Origin of the sequence: Cedecea neteri (assembly GCF_000758325.1) — a bacterium.
In the GTDB taxonomy this organism is placed as follows: Bacteria; Pseudomonadota; Gammaproteobacteria; order Enterobacterales; family Enterobacteriaceae; genus Cedecea; species Cedecea neteri_B.
In genome coordinates, this window is record NZ_CP009459.1 from 4,615,193 (window position 1) to 4,635,037 (window position 19,845).

16 protein-coding genes are annotated in these 19,845 nt (G+C 57.0%); 10 read left to right on the forward strand and 6 right to left on the reverse strand.

Annotated features, from left to right (window positions below):
• Window positions 1–28 precede the first annotated feature (28 nt).
• Window positions 29–832, forward strand: coding sequence for an inositol-1-monophosphatase (gene suhB, locus LH86_RS21460; RefSeq protein ID WP_039305712.1), 804 nt, complete (start codon window positions 29–31; stop codon window positions 830–832).
• Between the two features lie 101 nt (window positions 833–933).
• Here suhB and LH86_RS21465 read toward each other — a convergent pair whose 3' ends face one another.
• Both LH86_RS21465 and LH86_RS21470 read right to left on the reverse strand, forming a co-directional pair.
• The gene (locus tag LH86_RS21465) at window positions 934–1,914 is read right to left on the reverse strand and encodes a nickel/cobalt transporter (protein ID WP_039305715.1); all 981 of its coding nucleotides are present in this window, start codon (window positions 1,912–1,914) and stop codon (window positions 934–936) included.
• Window positions 1,905–2,552, reverse strand: a complete 648-nt coding sequence (locus tag LH86_RS21470; RefSeq protein ID WP_039305717.1) for a DUF1007 family protein — start codon at window positions 2,550–2,552, stop codon at window positions 1,905–1,907. The genes LH86_RS21465 and LH86_RS21470 overlap by 10 nt, the downstream gene beginning before the upstream one ends.
• Before the next feature lie 124 nt (window positions 2,553–2,676).
• Here LH86_RS21470 and csiE point away from each other — a divergent pair, with 124 nt between their 5' ends.
• Window positions 2,677–3,957, forward strand: a complete 1,281-nt coding sequence (gene csiE / locus LH86_RS21475) for a stationary phase inducible protein CsiE (RefSeq protein ID WP_039305720.1) — start codon at window positions 2,677–2,679, stop codon at window positions 3,955–3,957.
• On the opposite strand, the gene LH86_RS21480 is transcribed toward csiE, so the two are convergent.
• The 4 genes from LH86_RS21480 to LH86_RS21495 form a co-directional block, all read right to left on the reverse strand.
• Window positions 3,954–5,108: a 3-phenylpropionate MFS transporter gene (locus LH86_RS21480; RefSeq protein WP_039305722.1), complete on the reverse strand. Its 1,155-nt coding sequence runs from the start codon at window positions 5,106–5,108 to the stop codon at window positions 3,954–3,956. The two genes, csiE and LH86_RS21480, sit on opposite strands and share 4 nt — an antisense overlap.
• 103 nt (window positions 5,109–5,211) lie before the next feature.
• Complete coding sequence (locus LH86_RS21485; protein WP_039305725.1) at window positions 5,212–6,033, reverse strand: aldose 1-epimerase; 822 nt, start codon at window positions 6,031–6,033, stop codon at window positions 5,212–5,214.
• Window positions 6,033–7,472, reverse strand: a complete 1,440-nt coding sequence (locus LH86_RS21490) for a sugar porter family MFS transporter (RefSeq protein ID WP_039305728.1) — start codon at window positions 7,470–7,472, stop codon at window positions 6,033–6,035. Before LH86_RS21490 ends, LH86_RS21485 begins: the two co-directional genes overlap by 1 nt.
• A gap of 68 nt (window positions 7,473–7,540) precedes the next feature.
• Window positions 7,541–10,813, reverse strand: coding sequence for a DUF5107 domain-containing protein (locus LH86_RS21495; RefSeq protein ID WP_039305731.1), 3,273 nt, complete (start codon window positions 10,811–10,813; stop codon window positions 7,541–7,543).
• A gap of 116 nt (window positions 10,814–10,929) precedes the next feature.
• Here LH86_RS21495 and LH86_RS21500 point away from each other — a divergent pair, with 116 nt between their 5' ends.
• The 8 genes from LH86_RS21500 (at window position 10,930) to LH86_RS21535 (ending at window position 19,838) form a co-directional block, all read left to right on the forward strand.
• Window positions 10,930–12,123 carry an ROK family transcriptional regulator gene (locus tag LH86_RS21500; protein WP_039305734.1) on the forward strand — a complete coding sequence of 398 codons (1,194 nt, stop codon included), beginning with the start codon at window positions 10,930–10,932 and terminating at the stop codon, window positions 12,121–12,123.
• A gap of 131 nt (window positions 12,124–12,254) precedes the next feature.
• On the forward strand, window positions 12,255–12,677 hold the full coding sequence (locus LH86_RS21505; protein ID WP_008459445.1) for a DoxX family protein: 423 nt from the start codon (window positions 12,255–12,257) through the stop codon (window positions 12,675–12,677).
• Between the two features lie 382 nt (window positions 12,678–13,059).
• Window positions 13,060–14,043 carry an autoinducer 2 ABC transporter substrate-binding protein gene (locus tag LH86_RS21510; RefSeq protein ID WP_008459446.1) on the forward strand — a complete coding sequence of 328 codons (984 nt, stop codon included), beginning with the start codon at window positions 13,060–13,062 and terminating at the stop codon, window positions 14,041–14,043.
• Between the two features lie 108 nt (window positions 14,044–14,151).
• The gene (locus tag LH86_RS21515; protein ID WP_039305738.1) at window positions 14,152–15,651 is read left to right on the forward strand and encodes a sugar ABC transporter ATP-binding protein; all 1,500 of its coding nucleotides are present in this window, start codon (window positions 14,152–14,154) and stop codon (window positions 15,649–15,651) included.
• On the forward strand, window positions 15,644–16,633 hold the full coding sequence (locus LH86_RS21520) for an ABC transporter permease (RefSeq protein WP_039305740.1): 990 nt from the start codon (window positions 15,644–15,646) through the stop codon (window positions 16,631–16,633). The genes LH86_RS21515 and LH86_RS21520 overlap by 8 nt, the downstream gene beginning before the upstream one ends.
• Window position 16,634: 1 nt before the next feature.
• Window positions 16,635–17,588 (forward strand): ABC transporter permease, encoded by a 954-nt coding sequence (locus LH86_RS21525; RefSeq protein WP_008459449.1) that lies wholly within the window; start codon window positions 16,635–16,637, stop codon window positions 17,586–17,588.
• 16 nt (window positions 17,589–17,604) lie between these two features.
• Entirely contained in the window at window positions 17,605–19,242 is a 1,638-nt protein-coding gene (locus LH86_RS21530) for an FGGY-family carbohydrate kinase (RefSeq protein WP_039305743.1), read from the forward strand.
• Window positions 19,239–19,838: a KpsF/GutQ family sugar-phosphate isomerase gene (locus LH86_RS21535; protein ID WP_039305746.1), complete on the forward strand. Its 600-nt coding sequence runs from the start codon at window positions 19,239–19,241 to the stop codon at window positions 19,836–19,838. Before LH86_RS21530 ends, LH86_RS21535 begins: the two co-directional genes overlap by 4 nt.
• Window positions 19,839–19,845: the final 7 nt, after the last annotated feature.

Sequence of the window (19,845 nt, forward strand, 5' to 3'; positions counted from 1 at the left end):
GTTCTTTAACATCCAGCGAGAGATACCGATGCATCCGATGCTCAACATCGCCGTGCGTGCTGCACGCAAGGCGGGTAATTTAATTGCCAAGAATTACGAAACTCCAGACGCAGTTGAAGCTAGCCAGAAAGGCAGCAATGACTTCGTGACCAACGTCGATAAAGACGCCGAACGTCTGATTATCGAAGTGATTCGTAAATCTTACCCAAAACACACCATCATCACCGAAGAATCCGGTGAACTGGCTGGGGAAGATCAGGATGTGCAATGGGTTATCGATCCGCTGGATGGCACCACCAACTTCATCAAACGTCTGCCGCATTTCTCCGTTTCTATCGCTGTTCGTATCAAAGGCCGCACCGAAGTCGCGGTAGTTTACGATCCAATGCGTAACGAACTGTTCAGCGCCGTTCGCGGCCAGGGCGCCCAGCTTAACGGCTACCGCCTGCGCGGCAGCAACGCACGCGACCTGGACGGCACCGTTCTGGCGACCGGCTTCCCGTTCAAAGTGAAGCAGCACGCTACCTCTTACATCAACATCGTCGGCAAACTGTTCACCCAGTGTGCAGACTTCCGTCGCACCGGTTCCGCTGCGCTGGATCTGGCCTACGTTGCGGCTGGCCGCGTGGACGGTTTCTTCGAGATTGGCCTGAAGCCATGGGATTTCGCCGCAGGTGAACTGCTAGCTCGTGAATCCGGCAGCATCGTGTGTGATTTCACCGGCGGCCATAACTACCTGACGACCGGGAACATCGTCGCCGGTAACCCACGCGTAGTGAAAGCCATGCTGGCTACCATGCGTGAAGAACTGAGCGAAGCGCTGAAGCGCTAAGCTTTTTTGCCTCACCTTCTTTAATAAAGAAGAGGCAAAAACAAAAATCCCCTCAGCTTTACGGCGAGGGGATTTTTTTATGCCCGCATTTAGCTGCCCGTTCAGAAAGGCCGAATACCTCGCGCCATCGGCTGGGCGCTCAGCCACATAATCAGAGCGGCCACGACCAGGATAATTCCTCCCGCCAGCGCGAGCGTTGACCAGCCGACCTGCCGCCAGAGCACCGGGGCACGGTTCCCGCTTAAGCGAACCGCCAGCGCACGGAAGCTGTGTACCAGCAACGCCAGGCCAGAAATAGTGATCGAGGTGCCCGCCGCCATCGCCAGCGCAGACAGTACGCCCCAGCTAAAGACCCCGATCACCTTGCTGAACAGCAGCACCATAATCGCGCCGGAACAGGGGCGCATACCCATCGACAGAACGATCATCAGCCTGGCCCGCCAGTCGCTGCCCGCCGCCAGCTGTTTTTCGTCCGGGACGTGCTGATGCCCGCAGCCGCAGTTAGCGTCATGCACATGATGCGGTGTAAACGAGGTGAATTTGGGTTTGCGGCGTAACTGAGCGCGTAAACGCCCCAGTGCCCGCCAGCTCAGCAAAAGGCCCAGGCACCCGACAAGCAGGTAGCTGCCCTTCTCCATCCAATAACTGCTGAGATGAAGCTGCCGGGAAGGCAAGGCCAGGACGCCCAGCACCACGACCACCAGCGCAATAGCCACCAGTCCCTGCAATAAAGAGGCGGCAAAGGTCAAACCGAGGCTGCTTTTAATTTTTGAGGGGTGGGTCGCAAGCCAGGTGCTGATGACGATTTTACCGTGCCCTGGCCCCAGCGCATGGAGCACGCCATAGAAAAAACTGAAAGAGAGCAGCGATAAACCTGCGCGAGCGGGGTTGTCCGCCACCTGGCGCAGCAGCCCGCTTAATTCCTGATTGATTGAACGCTGCCAGACGGCCGAGCTGAGCAGGATTTGCGGCCAATAAAGCCACAAGGCATAAAGCCCGGCTGCGGCAAGCAGCATAAACAGCGCCAACGGCCACAAATGGCCCCAGCGGCGAACGGGAGAAGAAGCGGTGATTATTGACATGCCAGCGTCACCTCCTGAGCAAACTGTTTCCCTAAGTCCATGTCCTCAGGCGGGGCGTCAGCTTTATCCAGCGACTGCGCGAACAGCAGCGTCTCTTCGCTGGGCTTTGGCGTGTGCACAGACACTTTACAGCCTGAGGCCAAATCCAGCGGCAGATGCACGTCCCCATCGTGGGCATAGCTCATGTCGACAAAATAGGTCGGATCGAAGGTCGAGAAACGGTATGTCTGCCCTTTCAGCGGCTGCGGATGCGCCAGCGGCAGAACAAACGTCAGCACCGCCTGATGATTACTGCGGCTCAGGCCATATTCCGGCGGCAAATTGCCAAACTTCACCTTCTCTTTGTTATGCCAGAACTCGGTAAAGTAGTGCTGGCCCAGCACGTTAGCCATCACTTCTGCCGCCAGCTTCTTCCATACGGTAGACCCCGGCTTTGCGTCGCCGGCGTCATACAACAGATCTGCTGAAGTAATCTCGTCCATCGTCCACTGCATTTTTAGCCCCGTCAGCTGCCCCTGCTCAACCACCGGCGTAGTGACGATGGAGATAAAACTGTGGGGATGCGCCTGCACGCTTGCCGCCGAAAGCCCTGCCAGCAGTAAGGCTACTCCTTTCAGGCTGATTCTTTTGTCGCTCATGCTTCCCTCAAGATTTAAATTCTGTGAGCCAGCCGTAATTCCGTGATGAAAAACTAAAAAGGGCAATATATTGGCCGAAACCTTTAGCTATTCTTAACTTCTGATACCACATTGGGACAGCCAGATGATGACTTTACTGACGCCGCCACCCTCTGTGCTCACCAGTTCGCAGCGCCGCTGCCACCTGCTTCTGATGCTCTATCTCCCGGAGCCGAACGTCACGCCGGAGGTAATTGCCAGCCTTAACGGCGTGGATCAGAGGCAAACCCTGCAAGATATAGCCGACACGGGCCATGAGATCCAGAGTTATCACCGTCTCTCCCTGACTCCGCAGCAGGACGGCAGCTACCGGATTGAAGGCACAGTTCTTGATCGCCGCCTTTGCCTGCTGCACTGGCTGCGACGCGCCCTGCGCCTTTGCCCGCAGTTTGTGCAACAGCACTTTAGCCCGGCACTAAAGTCTCAGCTAAACCAACTGGGACTTATCAAGGCGTTGTATGACGAAACCAATTTACGTGCGCTGGTGAATCTGTGTGGCCGCCGTTTAAAAAGGCAGTACGACAGCCGGGACAGCCAGTTCCTGACGCTCTTTCTGCAGTATTGCCTGCACCAGCATCACTCCGGCAATGTGCCCGTCCTGACGCCGCAGCAGCGCGAATGGAGCCAGATGCGGCCTGAGTTTGCAGTCGCCCAGGAAATAGCCCGCCACTGGAAGCGCCGCGTCATGCAGCCCGCCGATGTCGATGAGCAGCATTTCCTGGCCCTGCTCTTTCAACTGCTCAGGATCCCCGATCCGATTAATGACGAACACGAGCAGGATGCCCGTTTACACAACGAAATCGCGCGGATGATTGAACGCTTCCGTCGGCAGGCCGGGCTCTCTTTTAGCGATGAACAAGGGCTTAGCGATCAGCTTTATATTCACCTCGCCCAGGCGCTGAACCGCTGCCACTTTAATATTGGCATCGACCACAGCCTGCCCGAAGAGATCACGCGTCTTTATCCAAGGCTGATGCGAACCTCGCGAGAGGTGCTTGCGGATTTTGAACAGCATTATGGGATTCAGTTTTCCGACGCGGAAAGAGGCCTGGTCGCGGTGATCTTTGGTGCCTGGCTGATGCAGGAAAGTGACATTCAGGAAAAACAGGTATTGCTGCTGACGGCCGACGATCGGGAGCTGGAACAGAAAATTGAGCAGCAGCTGCGTGAGCTGACCCTGCTGCCGCTCAACATTAAATACCTGGCGGTACAGCAGTTTCAAAGCCAGGGCGCTCCGCGCGAAGTGGGGCTGGTCATTACGCCCTACGCGACCTCACTGCCGCTGTTTTCCCCCCCGCTCATTCACGCCACGCTGCCGCTGGGAGAACACCAGCAGCAGCGTATCAAAGCGCTGTTAGAGGCTTAGTTTTCCGCAACCGGGCTGACTGCGGCGACTTTTGGCCGCAGGAACAGCGCCGGGGCCGCTACCAGCGCCATGACCCAGAACATCCCGCCCTGCAAATGCTGATAAAGGAAGCCGGAGAAAATCGTCATCACGGCGATACCGCCGCCCATCGCTACGGCGGAGTAAACGGCCTGCAGCCGGATCACCTCCCCGCCTTTACGGGCAGAGATATAGCGCATCGCCGCCAGGTGGCAAACCGTGAAGCTGCCGCAGTGCAGGATCTGCGCCACAATCAGCCACGGCAGTTCGGTGGTACTTGCCATCAGGCTCCAGCGAATAATGCCGGTCACGGTGGACAACAGCAGTAAATCTCTGGCACTCCAGCGGCGGAACAATTTGTTGCTGAGGGCAAAGATAACAATTTCCGCCACTACGCCCAGCGACCATAAATAGCCCACAACGGAAGCGGAATAGCCTGCGCCCTGCCAGTAAATTGCGCTAAAACCGTAATAGGCCGCATGCGCGCCCTGCAGCAGAGAAACACAGGCCAGAAAACGCCAGGCGCTGATAATCAGCCCTTTCCAGGCGGGCCAACCCGCCGAAGCCTGATGCCGGGTTTCGCCCTGCGGCATAATAGAAGGCCGCAGCATCATGCCAATCAGCATCGACGCCGCGCCGATGGTCAACAGCACCAGAATAGCCTGATAGCTGAATTCGCTCACCAGCTTGCCGGTAATGGCCGAGCCGATAACAAACGCCAGCGATCCCCAAAGCCGTACCCGGCCATAATCCAGCGGCATTTGCCGCTGCCAGGTCCCCGCCAGCGCATCGGTCAGCGGCACCAGCGGCGAGAAGAACAGGTTAAAGCCCACCATCGTCAGCAGCAGCCAGAGCGCGGCATGGCCCAGCCAGAAACCAGCGGCAAAAATTAGTGTGGCAAGGGCTAACAGACGAAGGGCGAAAACAAGGCGGGAAGGATCGGTCACGCGGGGGGCTAATAATAAACTGCCGAGGAAACGGGCAATCAGCCCTGAGCCTAACAGCAATCCTATAGTTTCCGGGGGAAGCCCGACGCCTTTGAGCCAGACGCTCCAGAACGGCAAAAACACGCCATAGCTAAAGAAGTAGGTAAAGTAACTGAGCGCCAGCCAGCGCGTGGAATGCAAAACCATGATCCCTCCCGTTTTGGAGGCGATAGTGTCGGGGATAGCCGGCTGGCATGCAAGCAAACATTAACAGCGTAATAACACACATCAAAATAATGGCTATTACACGCTAGCTCACCTCAACCTCCATCTCCAGATGCGTGGTCTGGCCCCTCTCCAGCATAACCAGCCCCGGCATTCCCACCATGTTATGCGCGTTGACCGGATGCGTTTGCGGCTCAAGGCAGATAAACGGCTGGTTCTCCATGCGAAACACCATCAAACAGGGTGCCGGGCTGCAAAGACAAACGCTCATATCAGAGTGGGTAATAACCGCCCTGCCGCTCCAGCCGGAATAGCCCACGTTAAGCCACTTGTTCTCCGGCGTTTTCGCGCGGGAAAAATCCGTCAGCTGAGTGAACATCCCTTCCCAGGCCAAAGGCAGGTGCTGCTCGCCTTCAGGCCAGTAGCCGCTGGCGGAAAACTGCACCAGGCTGTCCGGTTCCAGCGCAAAATAAGGATGCAAACCAAGCCCGTAAACCATCGGTTTCTCACCGATGTGCCTCAGCTCAAGCCGGGTTAGCAGCCTGTTGCCCGCCAGGCGATAAGTCAGATTCGCCAGATAATCAAAACCGCAGGGATGCTGGCTGCGCAAACTTAAGGTGACGGACTCCGCAGTGTGCTGCTCAACGTACCAAAGCTTTTGCCAGCCGTCCCCGTGCAGAAAAAAGTGCTCATCAACGGGGCTGTCTGGCAGTTGGATTTGCTCGCCGTGCAGAGGGAAAGCGTTCCCGGCCACCCGATTAGCCAGCGGCAGCATCGGAAACAGCGCCGGGTTCGCCGGATGAAAAATCGGTTTCCCGTGCCGGAGAGATTCAAAGCTGAGAACTGAGGCCCCTTGCGGGGCAACAGTCAAACTGAGAAAAGCATTTTGCAGGTTCAGAGCGTCCATTAACGCAGCACCTTTGCAGCCTGGGCGGGAGAAGCGTTCACGCGCCCCTCAGCCAACTGCTGCTCCAGCGCTTCGAGGCTCACGCCTTTGGTTTCCGGCACGAAGCGGCGCACGTAGATAAAGCCTGCGGCACAGATAACGCCGTACAGCAGGAAGCTGCCTGACGCGCCCAGGCCCGCATTCAGCAGCGGGAAGGTGTAAGTCAGCAGGAAGCAAGCAATCCACAGCGCTAATGTCCCCAGCGACATCGCCAGGCCGCGAACGCGGTTCGGGAAGATTTCCGCCAGCAACACCCAGGTTACCGGGGCCAGCGTCAGCGCATAAGTCGCGATGGCGGCCAGCACCAGAATCAGCACCGGCAGCCCCATAATGCCCAGGCCGTAGGAGGCACCAATCAGCGCATAGATAATCGTCAGCCCGGCGGCACCGAACAACATCAGTTTGCGACGGCCAATTTTGTCCACCAGCGGCAACGCGGCGATAGTAAACACCAGATTAATCAGGCCGGTAGCCACGATTGATTTCAGCGTACTGTTAATGTCGAACCCGGCGGAGGCAAAGATCTCCTGCGCATAGTTGAAGATAACGTTAATCCCACACCACTGCTGGAACACCGCCAGCACCATACCCATCACGATGATCGGACGAACCTTCGGCTCCCAAAGGGCAGACCACGATACTTTTTGAGTATCCCTGCTTAACGTTTCCTGAATATCTTTTAGCGTTTCGTCGGCATAGCTTTTACTGCCGATGCGGCTCAGCATTTGGTGAGCGCGTTCGCTTTTCCCGGCGCGCACCAACCAGCGCGGTGACTCCGGCACAAAGAACATCAGGATCAAAAACGCCGCTGCAGGCACCGCGCCCGAGCCAAACATCCAACGCCAGCCCACCTGTCCATTCCAGCTCGCACTGATTTCCTGCATTGTCGCGTGGCTGGCGACCGGCTCGGCAATCATCAGGTTGATAAGCTGTGCCGCCAGCACGCCGATAACAATGGTGAGCTGGTTAACCGCGACAAAGCGGCCGCGCTGTGCCGCCGGGCTAATTTCTGCGATATACATCGGGCTAAGCGCCGAAGCGAGGCCGATTCCGACCCCGCCGACAATACGCCATCCAACAAACAGGTCGAAGTTATGTGCAACTGCCGTGCCCCATGCCGATACGGTAAACAGCAGTGCCGCAACAATAAGGGGAATTTTTCGGCCAAACTTATCGGCACACCAACCGGAGAGCAGCGCCCCGATGACACACCCCACCAGAGCCGAACTCATCGCCCACCCGGAAACGGCCGGATCGGTAATAGAAAAATAGGCTTCGTAGAACGGTTTCGCCCCGCCGATAACCACCCAGTCATAACCAAACAACAGCCCGCCGCAGGCGGCCACCAGACAGATGGTCCAGACGTAACCCATGCGTAGTTGCGATGGCATACTTTCCATGGTCGATCCTCATCTTGTATTTGTAGGGTAAGGGAGCGGGCGCTCATCGTCGCCCGCTGGTTATTTTGTTAAAGCACGCCGGAGCTAAGGGCCTGACGCAGCAGATGGGCTTTGTCATGAGCCGGGTTAAGGGTCAGCAAGGCTTCCACCCGCTGGTTGACGGCGGCGATATCCCCCAGGCCAAGCCACCCAAGCGCCTCCACAAACAGGCAATGCTGCTGATGTTGCTTCAGCGGGTCGCCGTTGAGCGCGATCAGGTCCGGCAGGGAAACAGCGAAGAAATCGGCCTCAACCCCGTCGGTACGGTGCGCCTGCGCCCAGTCAATAAAGGCTTTGAAGTGCTGATGGGCCGCCTCAAGCTCTCCCAACTGTTTGAGGGCCATAGCCTGATAGAAGAGGTAGTCCACGGGCTGGTCGTTGTAGTAGCGCCCGGCCGCCAGGGAACTTCCGCCCTTCAGCGCCTGCTGGAAGTAGGATTTAGCGAGTTCGCTACGCTGCTGGAGCTGCGCACAGCGCCCAAGCAGATACCAGATATCGTTGTCGGTTTGCCCGACCAGGCGGCCTTCGCCGAGGTTTTCCGGGTAGCTCAGCGCCTGTTGCAGCAGTTCCTCTGCCTGGCCGTATTGTCCGGCAGCCATGCAGGCCAGGGCGCGCCGCTGTTGGCTGATAATGTACTGCCCCGTCACTTTGCCTTCGCCGCCCTCCCACGGATGGAACTTCCGTTCAGCCAGCACCTTCGCGGCTGCGTCATGCTTGCCGTGCTGGTTCCACAGGCTCAGCAGCTCGGCAGTGAGATCGTCACGTTTTAGCGCAACGTCACGCCTCGCCTCCAGGCGGGTAAGACGCTCCTCCGGTGAGCGGCCATTCAGCTTAAGCAGAAAGTCGAGCTCAAACAGGAAGCGCGCATTATCGGGTTCAAGATCCACGGCACGCTGCAGCAGCGTTTCAGCTCGCTGAACGTCCTGCTCTTTGTTCCAGGCATGAATCGCCAGCACGCGCTGCACGGAGGCAAACTCCGGCATCTGTTCAGCACAGAATGCCCAGCAGGTTAGCGCTTCTGCATAACGACGTTTGCTGTACCAGAAGCAGCCCAGCAGATACTGTGCAAAACCATCCTGCGGGAGGCGCATCAGCATTTGCACTTCATCCAGCGTGTTAGGGAAGCGAACCCGGGCGGTAAACAGCTCCCGAGCCTGCACGAGATAGCACTGCTGCCGTTGCGGATCGGATTCCAGCGAGGCCTGCCACAGCAGCGGCATCGTTTCCTGCGCATTCAGCACGGCGAGCAGTTCACGCGCGGCATGCTCTGCCCCAAAGCTCATCAGCCAGCCTGCCAAAACGCTCGCGTTAGTGCCGCGCTGGCCGGTCACCTGCCGCAGCTTTTGCTTGTCACCTTCGCTTTGCGTAATGGCCCAGCGGGCATAATGCAGGACATAACTCAGCGGCCAGGCGGCAAGCTGCTGCTCGATCCAGGCCAGCGCCGCGGCTTTTTCCCCTTGTTGAGACAGCACCAGCGCTTTCAACCCCATGGCCAGGTTATTCGAGGCGTTGAACTGCAGGCTTTGGGACACCAGCGTTAAGGCACGAGCCGTTTCCCCTTTGCGCATTGCCAGACGGGCCAGGGCATAAAATGCCGCATCCCGGCAGTTGCCGCTCCAGCTGGCCTTGTAGTAAGCATCGAAGGCACCGTCGTAGTCGCCCAGGCGCTCTTTCGCCGAGCCAAGAAGCTGGCTGGCATCGCCGTTTTGCGGGTTTTTGTTGAGGCGATGGGCGCGCTGCAGCGCCGCGTCAGCGTGCTCTTTGGCTTTTTGCCAGTTTCCCCGGTTGAATTCCAGCGTGCCCAGGGCGACGTTACAGCGGGAGTCCAGCGGGTCAATCTCCAGCCCTCGCTGGTAGTAGTCGAAGGCCGAGCGGCTGGCGTGCAGATACTGCTCCAGATGCTGGCCAATGAAATAAAGTTCGTCGCAGTTCGCGATTTGTTCAGGTTTAGACGGCGCCTGCGCCGCCTGTGGCAAAGGCAACTCTTCCGCGATGTGTTCGAGGTAGCTGAGCACCACTTCGTCTTGCGCGTTGAGTAAGCTCAGCGTCAGCCGCTGCGGCCAGTCATCCGTCAGTTGATGCTGCCAGACTTCCGCCGGTTTCAGGCTGAGCGGCGTTTGCCACAGGACTACGCCGTCGCTTTCAAGACGCAGCGTCACTGCTTCCAACGGAGAAATGGCGTAGACACCGAGTTCCAGCCTGCCCTGCTGACGCTCAAGTTTGATGGCCGCTTCGGTGCTGGCGTTTTGCAGCGTCCCCAGTTTGCTGTACGGCAGGAAGTTCTGCACAAACACTTTTTCTTCAAACGGTGCCAGCCAGGTAAAGTCTGGCTGGTTGTCGGTAAACACGCCGGTCATCAGCTCAATATACGGGCCGTTGGTGTCGGTCAGGTTGCGATCCCAGGCCAGGCCAAAGTCGCAGTTGCCCCAGGTCCACTGCTTTTTACCCGGTGATACATGGTGATCGGCAATATGCAGCAGCCCGCCCTGTTCACCGTGGTGATAGGCCCCCACAAAATCGTAATCCGACTTATCAGCCATGTAGGACGTTGGCACCGGAATGTTTTTGTAGCGGGAGATATCCACGCCCGCGGAGTAATCCACCTTGTAGTAGGTGCCGTGGGCAATCGGGAAAGCGGAAACGTCGCGTTTGCCGTGGTCAAATACCGCAGTCACGTCCGGCGGGAATACGCTCTGATGGTCGTCGCCGCCTTTCACCGCCGGGTTTGCCCACCACAGGAAGTGGCGCGGCGTGGCGTTGCCGTTAAAGACTTTGCCGGTAATTTCAATCAGCGCTTTTTCCGGGTAAAGCGTAAAACCGGTCATCACCTGCAGGCCGCGCATCGGCTCCACTTCACCCAGCCAGACGGTTTGCGCCCCGCTTTCGTGCTGCTGGAAGGTCACATCGACCGGCAGAAAAGTGGTCGGGCGGTGGTGCTGAGGCCAGTTGAATTCGATCCCACCGGAGATCCACGGCCCAATCAGGCCCACCAGCGCGGGTTTGACCACTTCGTTGTAGTAAACGAAGTCACGCTCCATCACTTTGTCCCAGGCACGGTGAATACGCCCGCCCAGTTCCGGTAGCAGCATGACGCGAATGAAATCGTTCTCCAGCCAAACCGCCTGGTACTCGCGCATTTCACGTTTACCGGTCAGGGTGTCTATCACGCCATAGGGGTAAACCGCGCCGGAAGATCCCTGATAAACACGGTTTTCCAGGAACATCGGGTTTGGATCCTCTGCTCCGGTGGTCCAGGTCGGGAGTGAGATCGTTTCCTGCCAGACTTTAACGGCTCCGTACATTGCAACTCTCCAGTAAACAAATAACAGTGAATGGGGGATTGCCAACAGTTTGGAGCAGCTGATTATGATTTAATCGCTGAATGCTCACGCAATACAGTTAATGAGGTTTAGTAAACATGCAGGAGTCAGGTCTCAATAATCAGCGGGTGCGCCAGCTCAACCGGCAAACGCTGATGACGCTGGTATGGCGGCACAAGCAGCTGAGTAAATCGCAGTTTGCCCGCTACACCGGGCTGTCCATTCCCGCCGTCAGCAACATCCTTGAAGAGCTGGTTGATGAGGGCAAACTTAGCCACTCCAGCGAAAATCTCAGCAGCCGCGGGCTGAACAGCGGCAGCTACCAGATCCCGCCGGAAGGGGATTACATCCTCTGTATGAACGTCACCCCCACCAGCATCGAGAGCCAGCTGTGCAACGCCCAGCTTTCGCCGATAACCGACTTTGAGCGCCGCGCTATTGTGGCACCTTCTCCCCAGGCACTGCTGTCGGCCATCGAAGCAATCTGGCAGCAGCAGCGAAAAAACTGGCCAAAAAAAACCATTAATCTCGCGCTGGGTATACACGGGCAGGTCGATCCGGTGACCGGCGTGTCGCAAACCATGCCCCAGGCCCCGTGGCGGGAAGCGGTGGAAATTAAATACCTGCTGGAGGAGAAGCTGAACGTCGAAGTCCGGCTGGATAACGACTGCGTGATGCTGGCCCTGGCGGAAAAGTGGCAAAACAACGGCAATCGGGAAGATTTCTGCGTGCTTAACGTGGATTATGGCATCGGCTCTTCGTTTGTGATCAACGGGCAAATCTATCGCGGCAATCTGTACGGCAGCGGGCAAATTGGCCACACCATCGTGAACCCGGATGGCATGGCCTGCGACTGCGGGCGCTATGGCTGCCTGGAAACCGTAGCTTCGCTCAGCGCGCTGAAAAAACAGGCCCGTATCTGGCTCAAAACACACCCCGAGGCGCAGCAGCACGATCCGGAAAAGCTCACTTCCCGGCAGTTGGTTCAGGCGCTGCATGGCGGAGATGAAAGAGTTGCCCGCTGGGTAGAAGATTCGGCCAACGCGATTGGGCTTAGCCTGTATAACTTTCTTAATATTCTGAATATTAATCAGATCTGGTTCTATGGCCGCAGCTGCGAGTTTGGCGAAAACTGGCTGAACGCCATTAAACAGCGCATTGGTTTTAATCCCTTCGACCACGGTGATAGCCTTAAGAGTCACGCCACGCAAATAAACTTCGGGCAACTCACCCGCGCCCAGCAGGTGATGGGGATAGGCTATTTATATGCCGAGACTGCACTGATGGAATAACGAGATGGCGTCGGGCGTCATCAATAAAAAACATTCATTAACACAAACAACGTGGTAGAGGCGTAGCGGCAATGGCAGGCTCGGAAGTTGTGTATTAACTTTAAATTGAGTCCACTACAGGCGAGCCCGCTATGAACACACTACGCTATTTCGATTTTGGTCAATCTCGTGCCCTGATCCTGCTTATTGCCCGTATTGCGTTGATTCTGCTGTTCATTATTTTCGGCTTGCCGAAGCTCAGCGGATTCAGCGGCACCGTGGCGTATATGGAGCATCTTGGCACCCCACTCCCGACGCTTGCCGCCGCGATTGCGGTATTTATGGAAGTTGTCGCCGCAATCCTGGTCATTATCGGGTTCTTTACCCGCCCGCTAGCCATTTTGTTTGTGTTTTATACCCTCGGCACGGCACTTATCGGTCACCACTACTGGAATATGACCGGCGACGCGGTGATGCCTAACATGATTAACTTCTATAAAAACATCAGCATAGCTGGCGGGTTCCTGCTGCTGGCGGTAACCGGCCCTGGCGCGATTTCCGTCGACAAGCGCTGAATCTCATCCTCCTCAAAGGCCGCTTCTGCGGCCTTTTTCATTTGCTTCCCGCCCATTTTGCTTGATACGCTTCAGCTCACAATTTCGTAACATTCTTTTGCTGGCTGACTGCCTCTTTGGTGTCAAAAGCATCCCCTTAACGGCAAATTGTTTATTAATTGTTATTCATATGTTTCATTTTTGACTATGAATTAACACCACCATGTCCGTCCAGTTTAAAAAAACATCATATATTTAACTATTTTTTAACTAAATTAGATCTAAAAACAAACAATAATGGGCGTGTATCACATTTAGAAAAACTACGATTCATTCCCTCTTCCCTTCGTTGCTAGTCTCCTCTCCGTGACATGCCTCAGTCCCTAATAAAAAAGGTACACCTATGAAATTCAAACTCGCATTACTCAGTGCAACCCTGATTTCTGCATGCATGTTGTCCGGTACGGCCGTTGCGGCGGATAAGTATGAAATCGCAGTGGTGGCGAAAGTCACCGGGATCCCATGGTTTAACCGTATGGAAACCGGCGTCAATGAAGCCGCAAAAAAACTCAACGTTAACGCTTACCAGACCGGGGCCTCGACGCCCGATCCGGCTCAGCAGGTGAAGGTGATTGAGGATCTGATCGCCAAGAAAGTGAACGCCATTATTGTGGTGCCTAACGATGCCAAAGTGCTGGAGCCGGTGCTGAAAAAAGCGCGCGATCAGGGCATCGTGGTGCTGACGCATGAATCCCCTGACCAGCAGATCGGCCAGTGGGATATCGAAACCATCGACAGCGAGAAATACGCTCAGGCCAACATGGATGAGCTGGCGAAAGACATGGGTGGAAAAGGCGGCTATGCGATTTACGTCGGCTCGCTGACCGTGCCGCTGCACAACGCCTGGGCGGATTCCGCCATTAAATACCAGAAAGAAAAATACCCGGATATGTTCGAAGTGACTTCACGCCTGCCGGTGGCGGAGAGCATCGACAAATCCTACTCCACCACGCTTGATCTGATGAAAACGTATCCGCAGATGAAAGGCGTGATTGGCTTTGGTTCCCTCGGCCCAATCGGCGCGGGCCAGGCGGTACAGAAGAAACGCGCGAAGGATAAACTGGCGGTTGTCGGCATTGCGATGCCGGGCCAGGCAGCACCTTACCTGATGCGCGGCGACATTAAAAAAGCGCTGCTTTGGGATCCTAAAGATGCGGGTTACGCGCTGGTTACCGTGGCAGATCAGCTGCTGCAGGGCAAAGCCGTGACCAAAGACCTGACCATTGACGGTCTGGGCAAGGCCGATGTCGACATGGATAAGAAAGTGATCCGCTTTAACAAGATCCTCGAAGTCACCAAAGATAACGCTCAGTCACTCGGTTTCTAAGGCTCTTAAGCCAACACCAGGGAAACCGGAATGTCGGTCAGCCGGCCGGCATTCTCCAACAAGATTATTTTGTGGCGCCCACGTCGGGCGCCGGCAGGGGCATTACCCATGACCGACACATCCGCATTTATCACTCTTGAGAATATCAGCAAGCAATTCCCGGGCGTGCGGGCGCTGGATAACGTCAATCTGACGCTCAGAAAAGGCGAAGTTCATTGCCTGGCCGGACAAAACGGCTGCGGTAAAAGCACGATTATCAAAGTGATTTCCGGCGTCTACCACCCGGAAAAAGGGGCGCAAATCGCCCTCGACGGCAAACTGTTTCACAGCCTGACGCCCACGCTGTCCGCGCATTACGGCATCCAGGTAATCTACCAGGATCTGTCGCTGTTCCCCAATTTCAGCGTGGCCGAGAATATCGCCGTGCACCGCTATCAGCCCGGCGGCAGTCTGTGGGTTAACCGCCGCGCAATGAAAGCTCAGGCGCTGGCGGCTATGCAGCGCATTGGCGTCACGCTTGACCCGGACAAGAAAGTCGAAAAACTCTCGATAGCCGATCGCCAGCTGGTGGCAATTTGCCGCGCCATTGCCGCCGATGCCCGGCTGGTCATTATGGACGAGCCCACGGCATCTCTGACTCGCCAGGAAGTTAACGGTCTGCTGCGGGTGGTGAATGAACTCAAAGCGGACGGGATTTGCGTGGTGTTTGTCAGCCACCGCCTGGACGAAGTAATGGAAGTGGCCGACCGCATTAGCGTGATGCGCGACGGGAAGCTGGTCGGCACCTGGCAGGCCAGCGAGCTGGACAGCAACGAGCTTGCTTTCCTGATGACCGGGCAACGCTTCCACTACAGCCCGCTGCCGGAAAAACCGCCGGTAGAAAAACAGCCGATGCTGGAGCTGCGCGGCCTCAGCCGCAAAGGCAAATACCACAACATCAATCTGTCACTGCGCAGCGGAGAGATTGTTTCCATCGTGGGCCTGCTCGGGTCGGGCCGCACCGAACTGTGCATGAGCCTGTTCGGCATGACGCAGCCGCAAAGCGGTGAAATGCTGATCGACGGCGTGCCGGTAACGTTTCGCAATAACCACGATGCGATTAAACACGGCATCGGCTACGTGTCTGAAGATCGCCTGACTCAAGGCCTGATCATGGAGCAGTCGATCTACGACAACACGATTGTCACGGTCTTCGACAAACTTCATACCCGCAGCGGCCTGCTCGATCACACCAAAGCCCGTCACCTGGTGGCCGATCTTATTCGTGAGCTAAACATCAAAGTCTCCGATGCCGGGCTGCCGGTAAAAACCCTTTCCGGCGGCAACGCCCAAAGGATTGCCATCGCCAAATGGGTGGCGACTAATCCGCAAATATTGATTCTCGACTCGCCCACCGTGGGCGTGGATATCGCCAACAAAGAAGGCATCTACCAAATCGCCCGTTCCCTCGCGGAACAGGGGCTGGCGGTACTGATGATTTGCGATGAAATCCCTGAAGCGTATTACAACAGCCACCGCGTGCTGGTGATGCGCCGGGGCGAACTGGTCGCAGAGTTTAATCCTCATCGCAGTAGCGAGCAGGACATTGCTGAGGTGGTCAATGAATAACCCTCGTTTTTCCCGCCTGGCCGGGCAACATGAGTTCTGGCTGGGTCTTCTGGTGGTGGCACTGGCCGTTGGCCTGAGCATCAGCACCGATGAGTTTTTATCTCTCGGTAACCTGACCGATGTCGCCACCAGCTACGCCATTCTCGGCATTCTGGCCTGCGGGCTGTTTGTGGTACTGATTTCCGGGGGGATTGATATTTCGTTCCCGGCGATGACCGCTATTGCCCAGTACGTGATGGCAAGCTGGGTGATCGCCCACGGTGGTAACTTTGCGCTGGCGCTGGTGATTTCGATTGCCGTCGGGCTGCTGCTCGGGTTGATCAACGGCTTCCTGGTTTACTGGCTGCGGGTCCCGGCGATCATCATCACTATTGCCACTCTCAACGTTTACTACGGCCTGCTGGTTTACCTCACCAAAGGTACCTGGCTGTACGGCTTCCCGGACTGGTTTATGAACGGCATTAACTGGTTCTCTTTCACGGCCAAAGACGGTTATCAGTACGGGTTGACCCTGCCGCTGCTGTGCCTTGCCGCAGTGATTATCTTTACCGCCGTGCTGATGAACTACACGCGCCTTGGCCGCCAGATTTATGCCATGGGCGGCAACCGTGAGGCGGCGTCCCGTCTGGGGATGAACCTGCTGAAGCTGCACTTCTACGTCTACGGCTATATGGGGATTCTGGCAGGTATTGCCGCCGTCGTTCAGGCGCAGATCACCCAGTCCGTCGCGCCAAACTCGCTGCTGGGCTTTGAGCTGACGGTTCTGGCAGCGGTAGTACTCGGCGGGACAAGCATGAGCGGCGGGCGCGGGACGCTCACCGGCACGCTGCTCGGGGTTATCCTGCTGGCATTCTTACAAAACGGTCTGACGCTGCTGAGCGTGTCCTCTTACTGGCACGCCGTGTTCAGCGGCGTGATTATCCTGGTCAGCATCAGCGCGACGGCCTGGAATGAAAAACGCAAACTCGCAAGGGAGCTTTGAGATGAAAACCTTCGCCAGATTTTTACCCGGTGACGCCATCATCCGGCTGCAGTGCGTGATTATTGTGGTGGTCGCCGTGGCGTTTTCGCTGCTGCTGGGCGGGCGCTTCTTTAGCCTCGCCAACTTCCAGTCCATCGGCTCTCAGCTGCCTATTCTTGGCATGCTGGCGCTGGGTATGGGGATGACGATGCTGACCGGCGGGATCAACCTGTCGATCATTGCCGGGGCGAACGCCTGTTCGCTGGTGATGGCGGCCATTATCGTCAGCCACCCGGATAACCCGCTGTTCTTCGCGCTGGCGCTGCTGGCGGGTATTGCCGTGGCGGTAGCTATCGGCACGCTAAACGGCGCTCTGGTCGCCTGGGTTGGCGTTTCGCCTATTCTGGCCACGCTCGGCACCATGACGCTGATTTCCGGGCTCAATATTTTGCTGTCCAACGGCACGGTGATTTCCGGCTTCCCGGCGGCAATTCAGTATCTGGGCAACGCCACATTGCTTGGTATTCCGGTCGCGCTGCTGCTGTTCCTGCTGGTTGCCGTCCTGCTCTGGGTATTGCTGGAGCACACCACGCTGGGGCGCAGCCTTTATCTGGTCGGCTCCAACGAACAAGCCACTCGCTACAGCGGCGTTAACACCGTGCGGGTGCAGATATCGGTATACGTGATTTCCGCGCTGCTCGGCTGGGTGGCCGCCATTCTGATGATGGCGAAATTTAACTCCGCCAAAGCCGGGTACGGTGAGTCTTACCTGCTGGTCACCATTCTTGCCTCGGTGCTGGGCGGCATTAACCCGGACGGCGGCTTCGGCCGCATTATCGGCCTGGTGCTGGCGCTCATCGTGCTGCAAATGCTGGAAAGCGGCTTTAATTTGCTGGGGATCAGCAGTTATTTGACCATGGCGCTCTGGGGCGCGGTGCTGATCCTCTTTATCGCATTACAGAATCGTAAAGCCTGAGTTCAGGAGAATCATTATGGCGAGTTACTTCATTGGGGTGGATGTAGGGACGGGAAGCGCCCGCGCGGGCGTCTTTGACCTGAATGGCAGAATGGTTGGCGAGGCAAGCCGGGCGATTGAGATTTACCGCCCGCAGGCGGACTTCGTTGAGCAATCCTCGGACAATATCTGGCAGGCGGTTTGCAACGCGGTGCGGGATGCGGTCAACCAGGCCGATATTAACCCGATTCAGGTAAAAGGGCTGGGATTCGACGCCACCTGTTCCCTGGTGGTGCTGGATAAAGAAGGCAAGCCGCTGACCATCAGCCCTTCCGGGCGCAGCGAACAGAACATCATTGTGTGGATGGATCACCGCGCCATCACCCAGGCCGACAGAATTAATGCCCTGCACCACCGTGTGCTGGACTACGTGGGCGGAATTATTTCCCCGGAAATGCAGACGCCAAAATTGCTGTGGCTCAAACAACACATGCCGAATACCTGGTCTAATGCGGGCTACTATTTTGACCTGCCGGACTTCCTGACCTGGCGCGCTACCGGGGATGATACCCGCTCGCTCTGCTCCACCGTCTGTAAATGGACCTATATGGGCCACGAAGACAAATGGGACAGCAGCTACTTCCGCCAGATTGGGCTGGAAGATTTGCTGGAGCACGATGCGGAAAAAATTGGCCGCTATGTCAAAACCATGGGCGAACCGTTGGGCCACGGCCTGACCCAGCGTGCCGCAAGCGAGATGGGGCTGATTGCCGGCACCGCCGTCAGCGTCTCGATTATTGATGCCCATGCGGGCACGCTCGGCACGCTCGGCGCCTGCGGCGTTTCCGGTGAAGTGGCTGATTTCGATCGCCGCGTGGCGCTCATCGGCGGCACCTCAACCGGACATATGGCGATTTCAAAAGAAGCACGTTTTATTAATGGCGTTTGGGGGCCTTACTACTCCGCCGTTCTGCCGGGCTACTGGCTAAACGAAGGCGGCCAGTCGGCCACCGGGGCGCTTATCGACCATATTATTCAGTCTCATCCATGCTATGAGACGCTGCTTGCCCAGGCGAAGACTCAGGGGCAAACCATTTACGAACTGCTGAACGCCCTGCTGCGTAAAATGGCCGGGGAGCCGGAAAACATCGCCTTCCTGACGAAGGATATGCACATCCTGCCCTACTTCCACGGCAACCGTTCCCCGCGAGCCAACCCGACGCTAACGGGCGTTATCAGTGGGCTGAAGCTTTCCCGCACGCAGGAAGATATGGCGCTGCAGTATCTGGCGACGATTCAGGCCATCGCGCTTGGTACCCGCCATATTATCGAAACGATGAACCACAGCGGCTACACCATCGACACCATCATGGCGAGCGGCGGCGGCACCAAAAACCCTATCTTCGTTCAGGAGCACGCCAACGCCACAGGCTGCGCGATGCTGCTGCCAGAAGAGAGCGAGGCGATGCTGTTGGGCAGCGCAATGATGGGCACGGTGGCGGCGGGCGTGTTTGATTCCTTCCCGGAAGCGATGTCGGTCATGAGCCGGATTGGCAAAACGGTCACGCCGCAGACCAACCGCATCAAGCAGTACTACGACCGGAAATACAAAGTATTTCATGAGATGTATCTCGACCACATGAAATACCGCCAGCTGATGCAGGAGGAAGCATGAGCCACTCATGGCAGCAGGCCGTCAACGCGTGGGCAACCTGTAGCCGTGAACTTGCGGCGCTGGAACAGCATTTGAGCGAGCCACAGTGGCTCGCTTTGCTGGCCGAACTGAGAAACTGCAAAGGCAAGATTGTGGTCACCGGCGTCGGTACTTCAGGCATCGCCGCGAGGAAAATTGCCCATATGCTGGCCTGTGTCGAACACCCGGCGATTTATCTTAGCGCGACGGACGCGGCGCATGGCGATCTGGGCTTTTTACGTGCGGACGATCTGATGATCATGCTTTCCCGGGGTGGGAATTCCGACGAACTGACGCGCCTGTTGCCGGGCATCGCGGCCAGAAACGTCCCGCTCATTAGCGTGACCGAAAACCCGGATTCGGCCATCGCCCAGGCGGCAAGGTTGGTGATTTCTACCGGCGTGAAGCAGGAAATGGATCCGCTGAATATGCTGGCGACCACGTCGATAATCCTGGCGCTGGCGATTTTTGATGCCGCCTGCGCCTGCCTGATGAGCGAGAGCGGTTATTCGAAGGAGACGCTGCTGGCCGTTCATCCCGGCGGGGATGTTGGGCTGACGCTCAGCCAACAGCAATAAAAAAGGC

Excerpts from the sequence above, each read along its gene's own strand:
- csiE (WP_039305720.1), top strand. The coding sequence starts at position 2,677 with ATGATGACTTTACTGACGCCGCCACCCTCTGTGCTCACCAGTTCGCAG.
- LH86_RS21480 (WP_039305722.1), bottom strand. The coding sequence starts at position 5,108 with ATGGTTTTGCATTCCACGCGCTGGCTGGCGCTCAGTTACTTTACCTAC.
- LH86_RS21495 (WP_039305731.1), bottom strand. The coding sequence starts at position 10,813 with ATGTACGGAGCCGTTAAAGTCTGGCAGGAAACGATCTCACTCCCGACC.
- LH86_RS21515 (WP_039305738.1), top strand. The coding sequence starts at position 14,152 with ATGACCGACACATCCGCATTTATCACTCTTGAGAATATCAGCAAGCAA.
- LH86_RS21465 (WP_039305715.1), bottom strand. The coding sequence starts at position 1,914 with ATGTCAATAATCACCGCTTCTTCTCCCGTTCGCCGCTGGGGCCATTTG.
- LH86_RS21525 (WP_008459449.1), top strand. The coding sequence starts at position 16,635 with ATGAAAACCTTCGCCAGATTTTTACCCGGTGACGCCATCATCCGGCTG.
- LH86_RS21505 (WP_008459445.1), top strand. The coding sequence starts at position 12,255 with ATGAACACACTACGCTATTTCGATTTTGGTCAATCTCGTGCCCTGATC.
- LH86_RS21535 (WP_039305746.1), top strand. The coding sequence starts at position 19,239 with ATGAGCCACTCATGGCAGCAGGCCGTCAACGCGTGGGCAACCTGTAGC.
- LH86_RS21500 (WP_039305734.1), top strand. The coding sequence starts at position 10,930 with ATGCAGGAGTCAGGTCTCAATAATCAGCGGGTGCGCCAGCTCAACCGG.
- LH86_RS21530 (WP_039305743.1), top strand. The coding sequence starts at position 17,605 with ATGGCGAGTTACTTCATTGGGGTGGATGTAGGGACGGGAAGCGCCCGC.
- LH86_RS21490 (WP_039305728.1), bottom strand. The coding sequence starts at position 7,472 with ATGGAAAGTATGCCATCGCAACTACGCATGGGTTACGTCTGGACCATC.
- LH86_RS21510 (WP_008459446.1), top strand. The coding sequence starts at position 13,060 with ATGAAATTCAAACTCGCATTACTCAGTGCAACCCTGATTTCTGCATGC.
- suhB (WP_039305712.1), top strand. The coding sequence starts at position 29 with ATGCATCCGATGCTCAACATCGCCGTGCGTGCTGCACGCAAGGCGGGT.
- LH86_RS21485 (WP_039305725.1), bottom strand. The coding sequence starts at position 6,033 with ATGGACGCTCTGAACCTGCAAAATGCTTTTCTCAGTTTGACTGTTGCC.
- LH86_RS21470 (WP_039305717.1), bottom strand. The coding sequence starts at position 2,552 with ATGAGCGACAAAAGAATCAGCCTGAAAGGAGTAGCCTTACTGCTGGCA.
- LH86_RS21520 (WP_039305740.1), top strand. The coding sequence starts at position 15,644 with ATGAATAACCCTCGTTTTTCCCGCCTGGCCGGGCAACATGAGTTCTGG.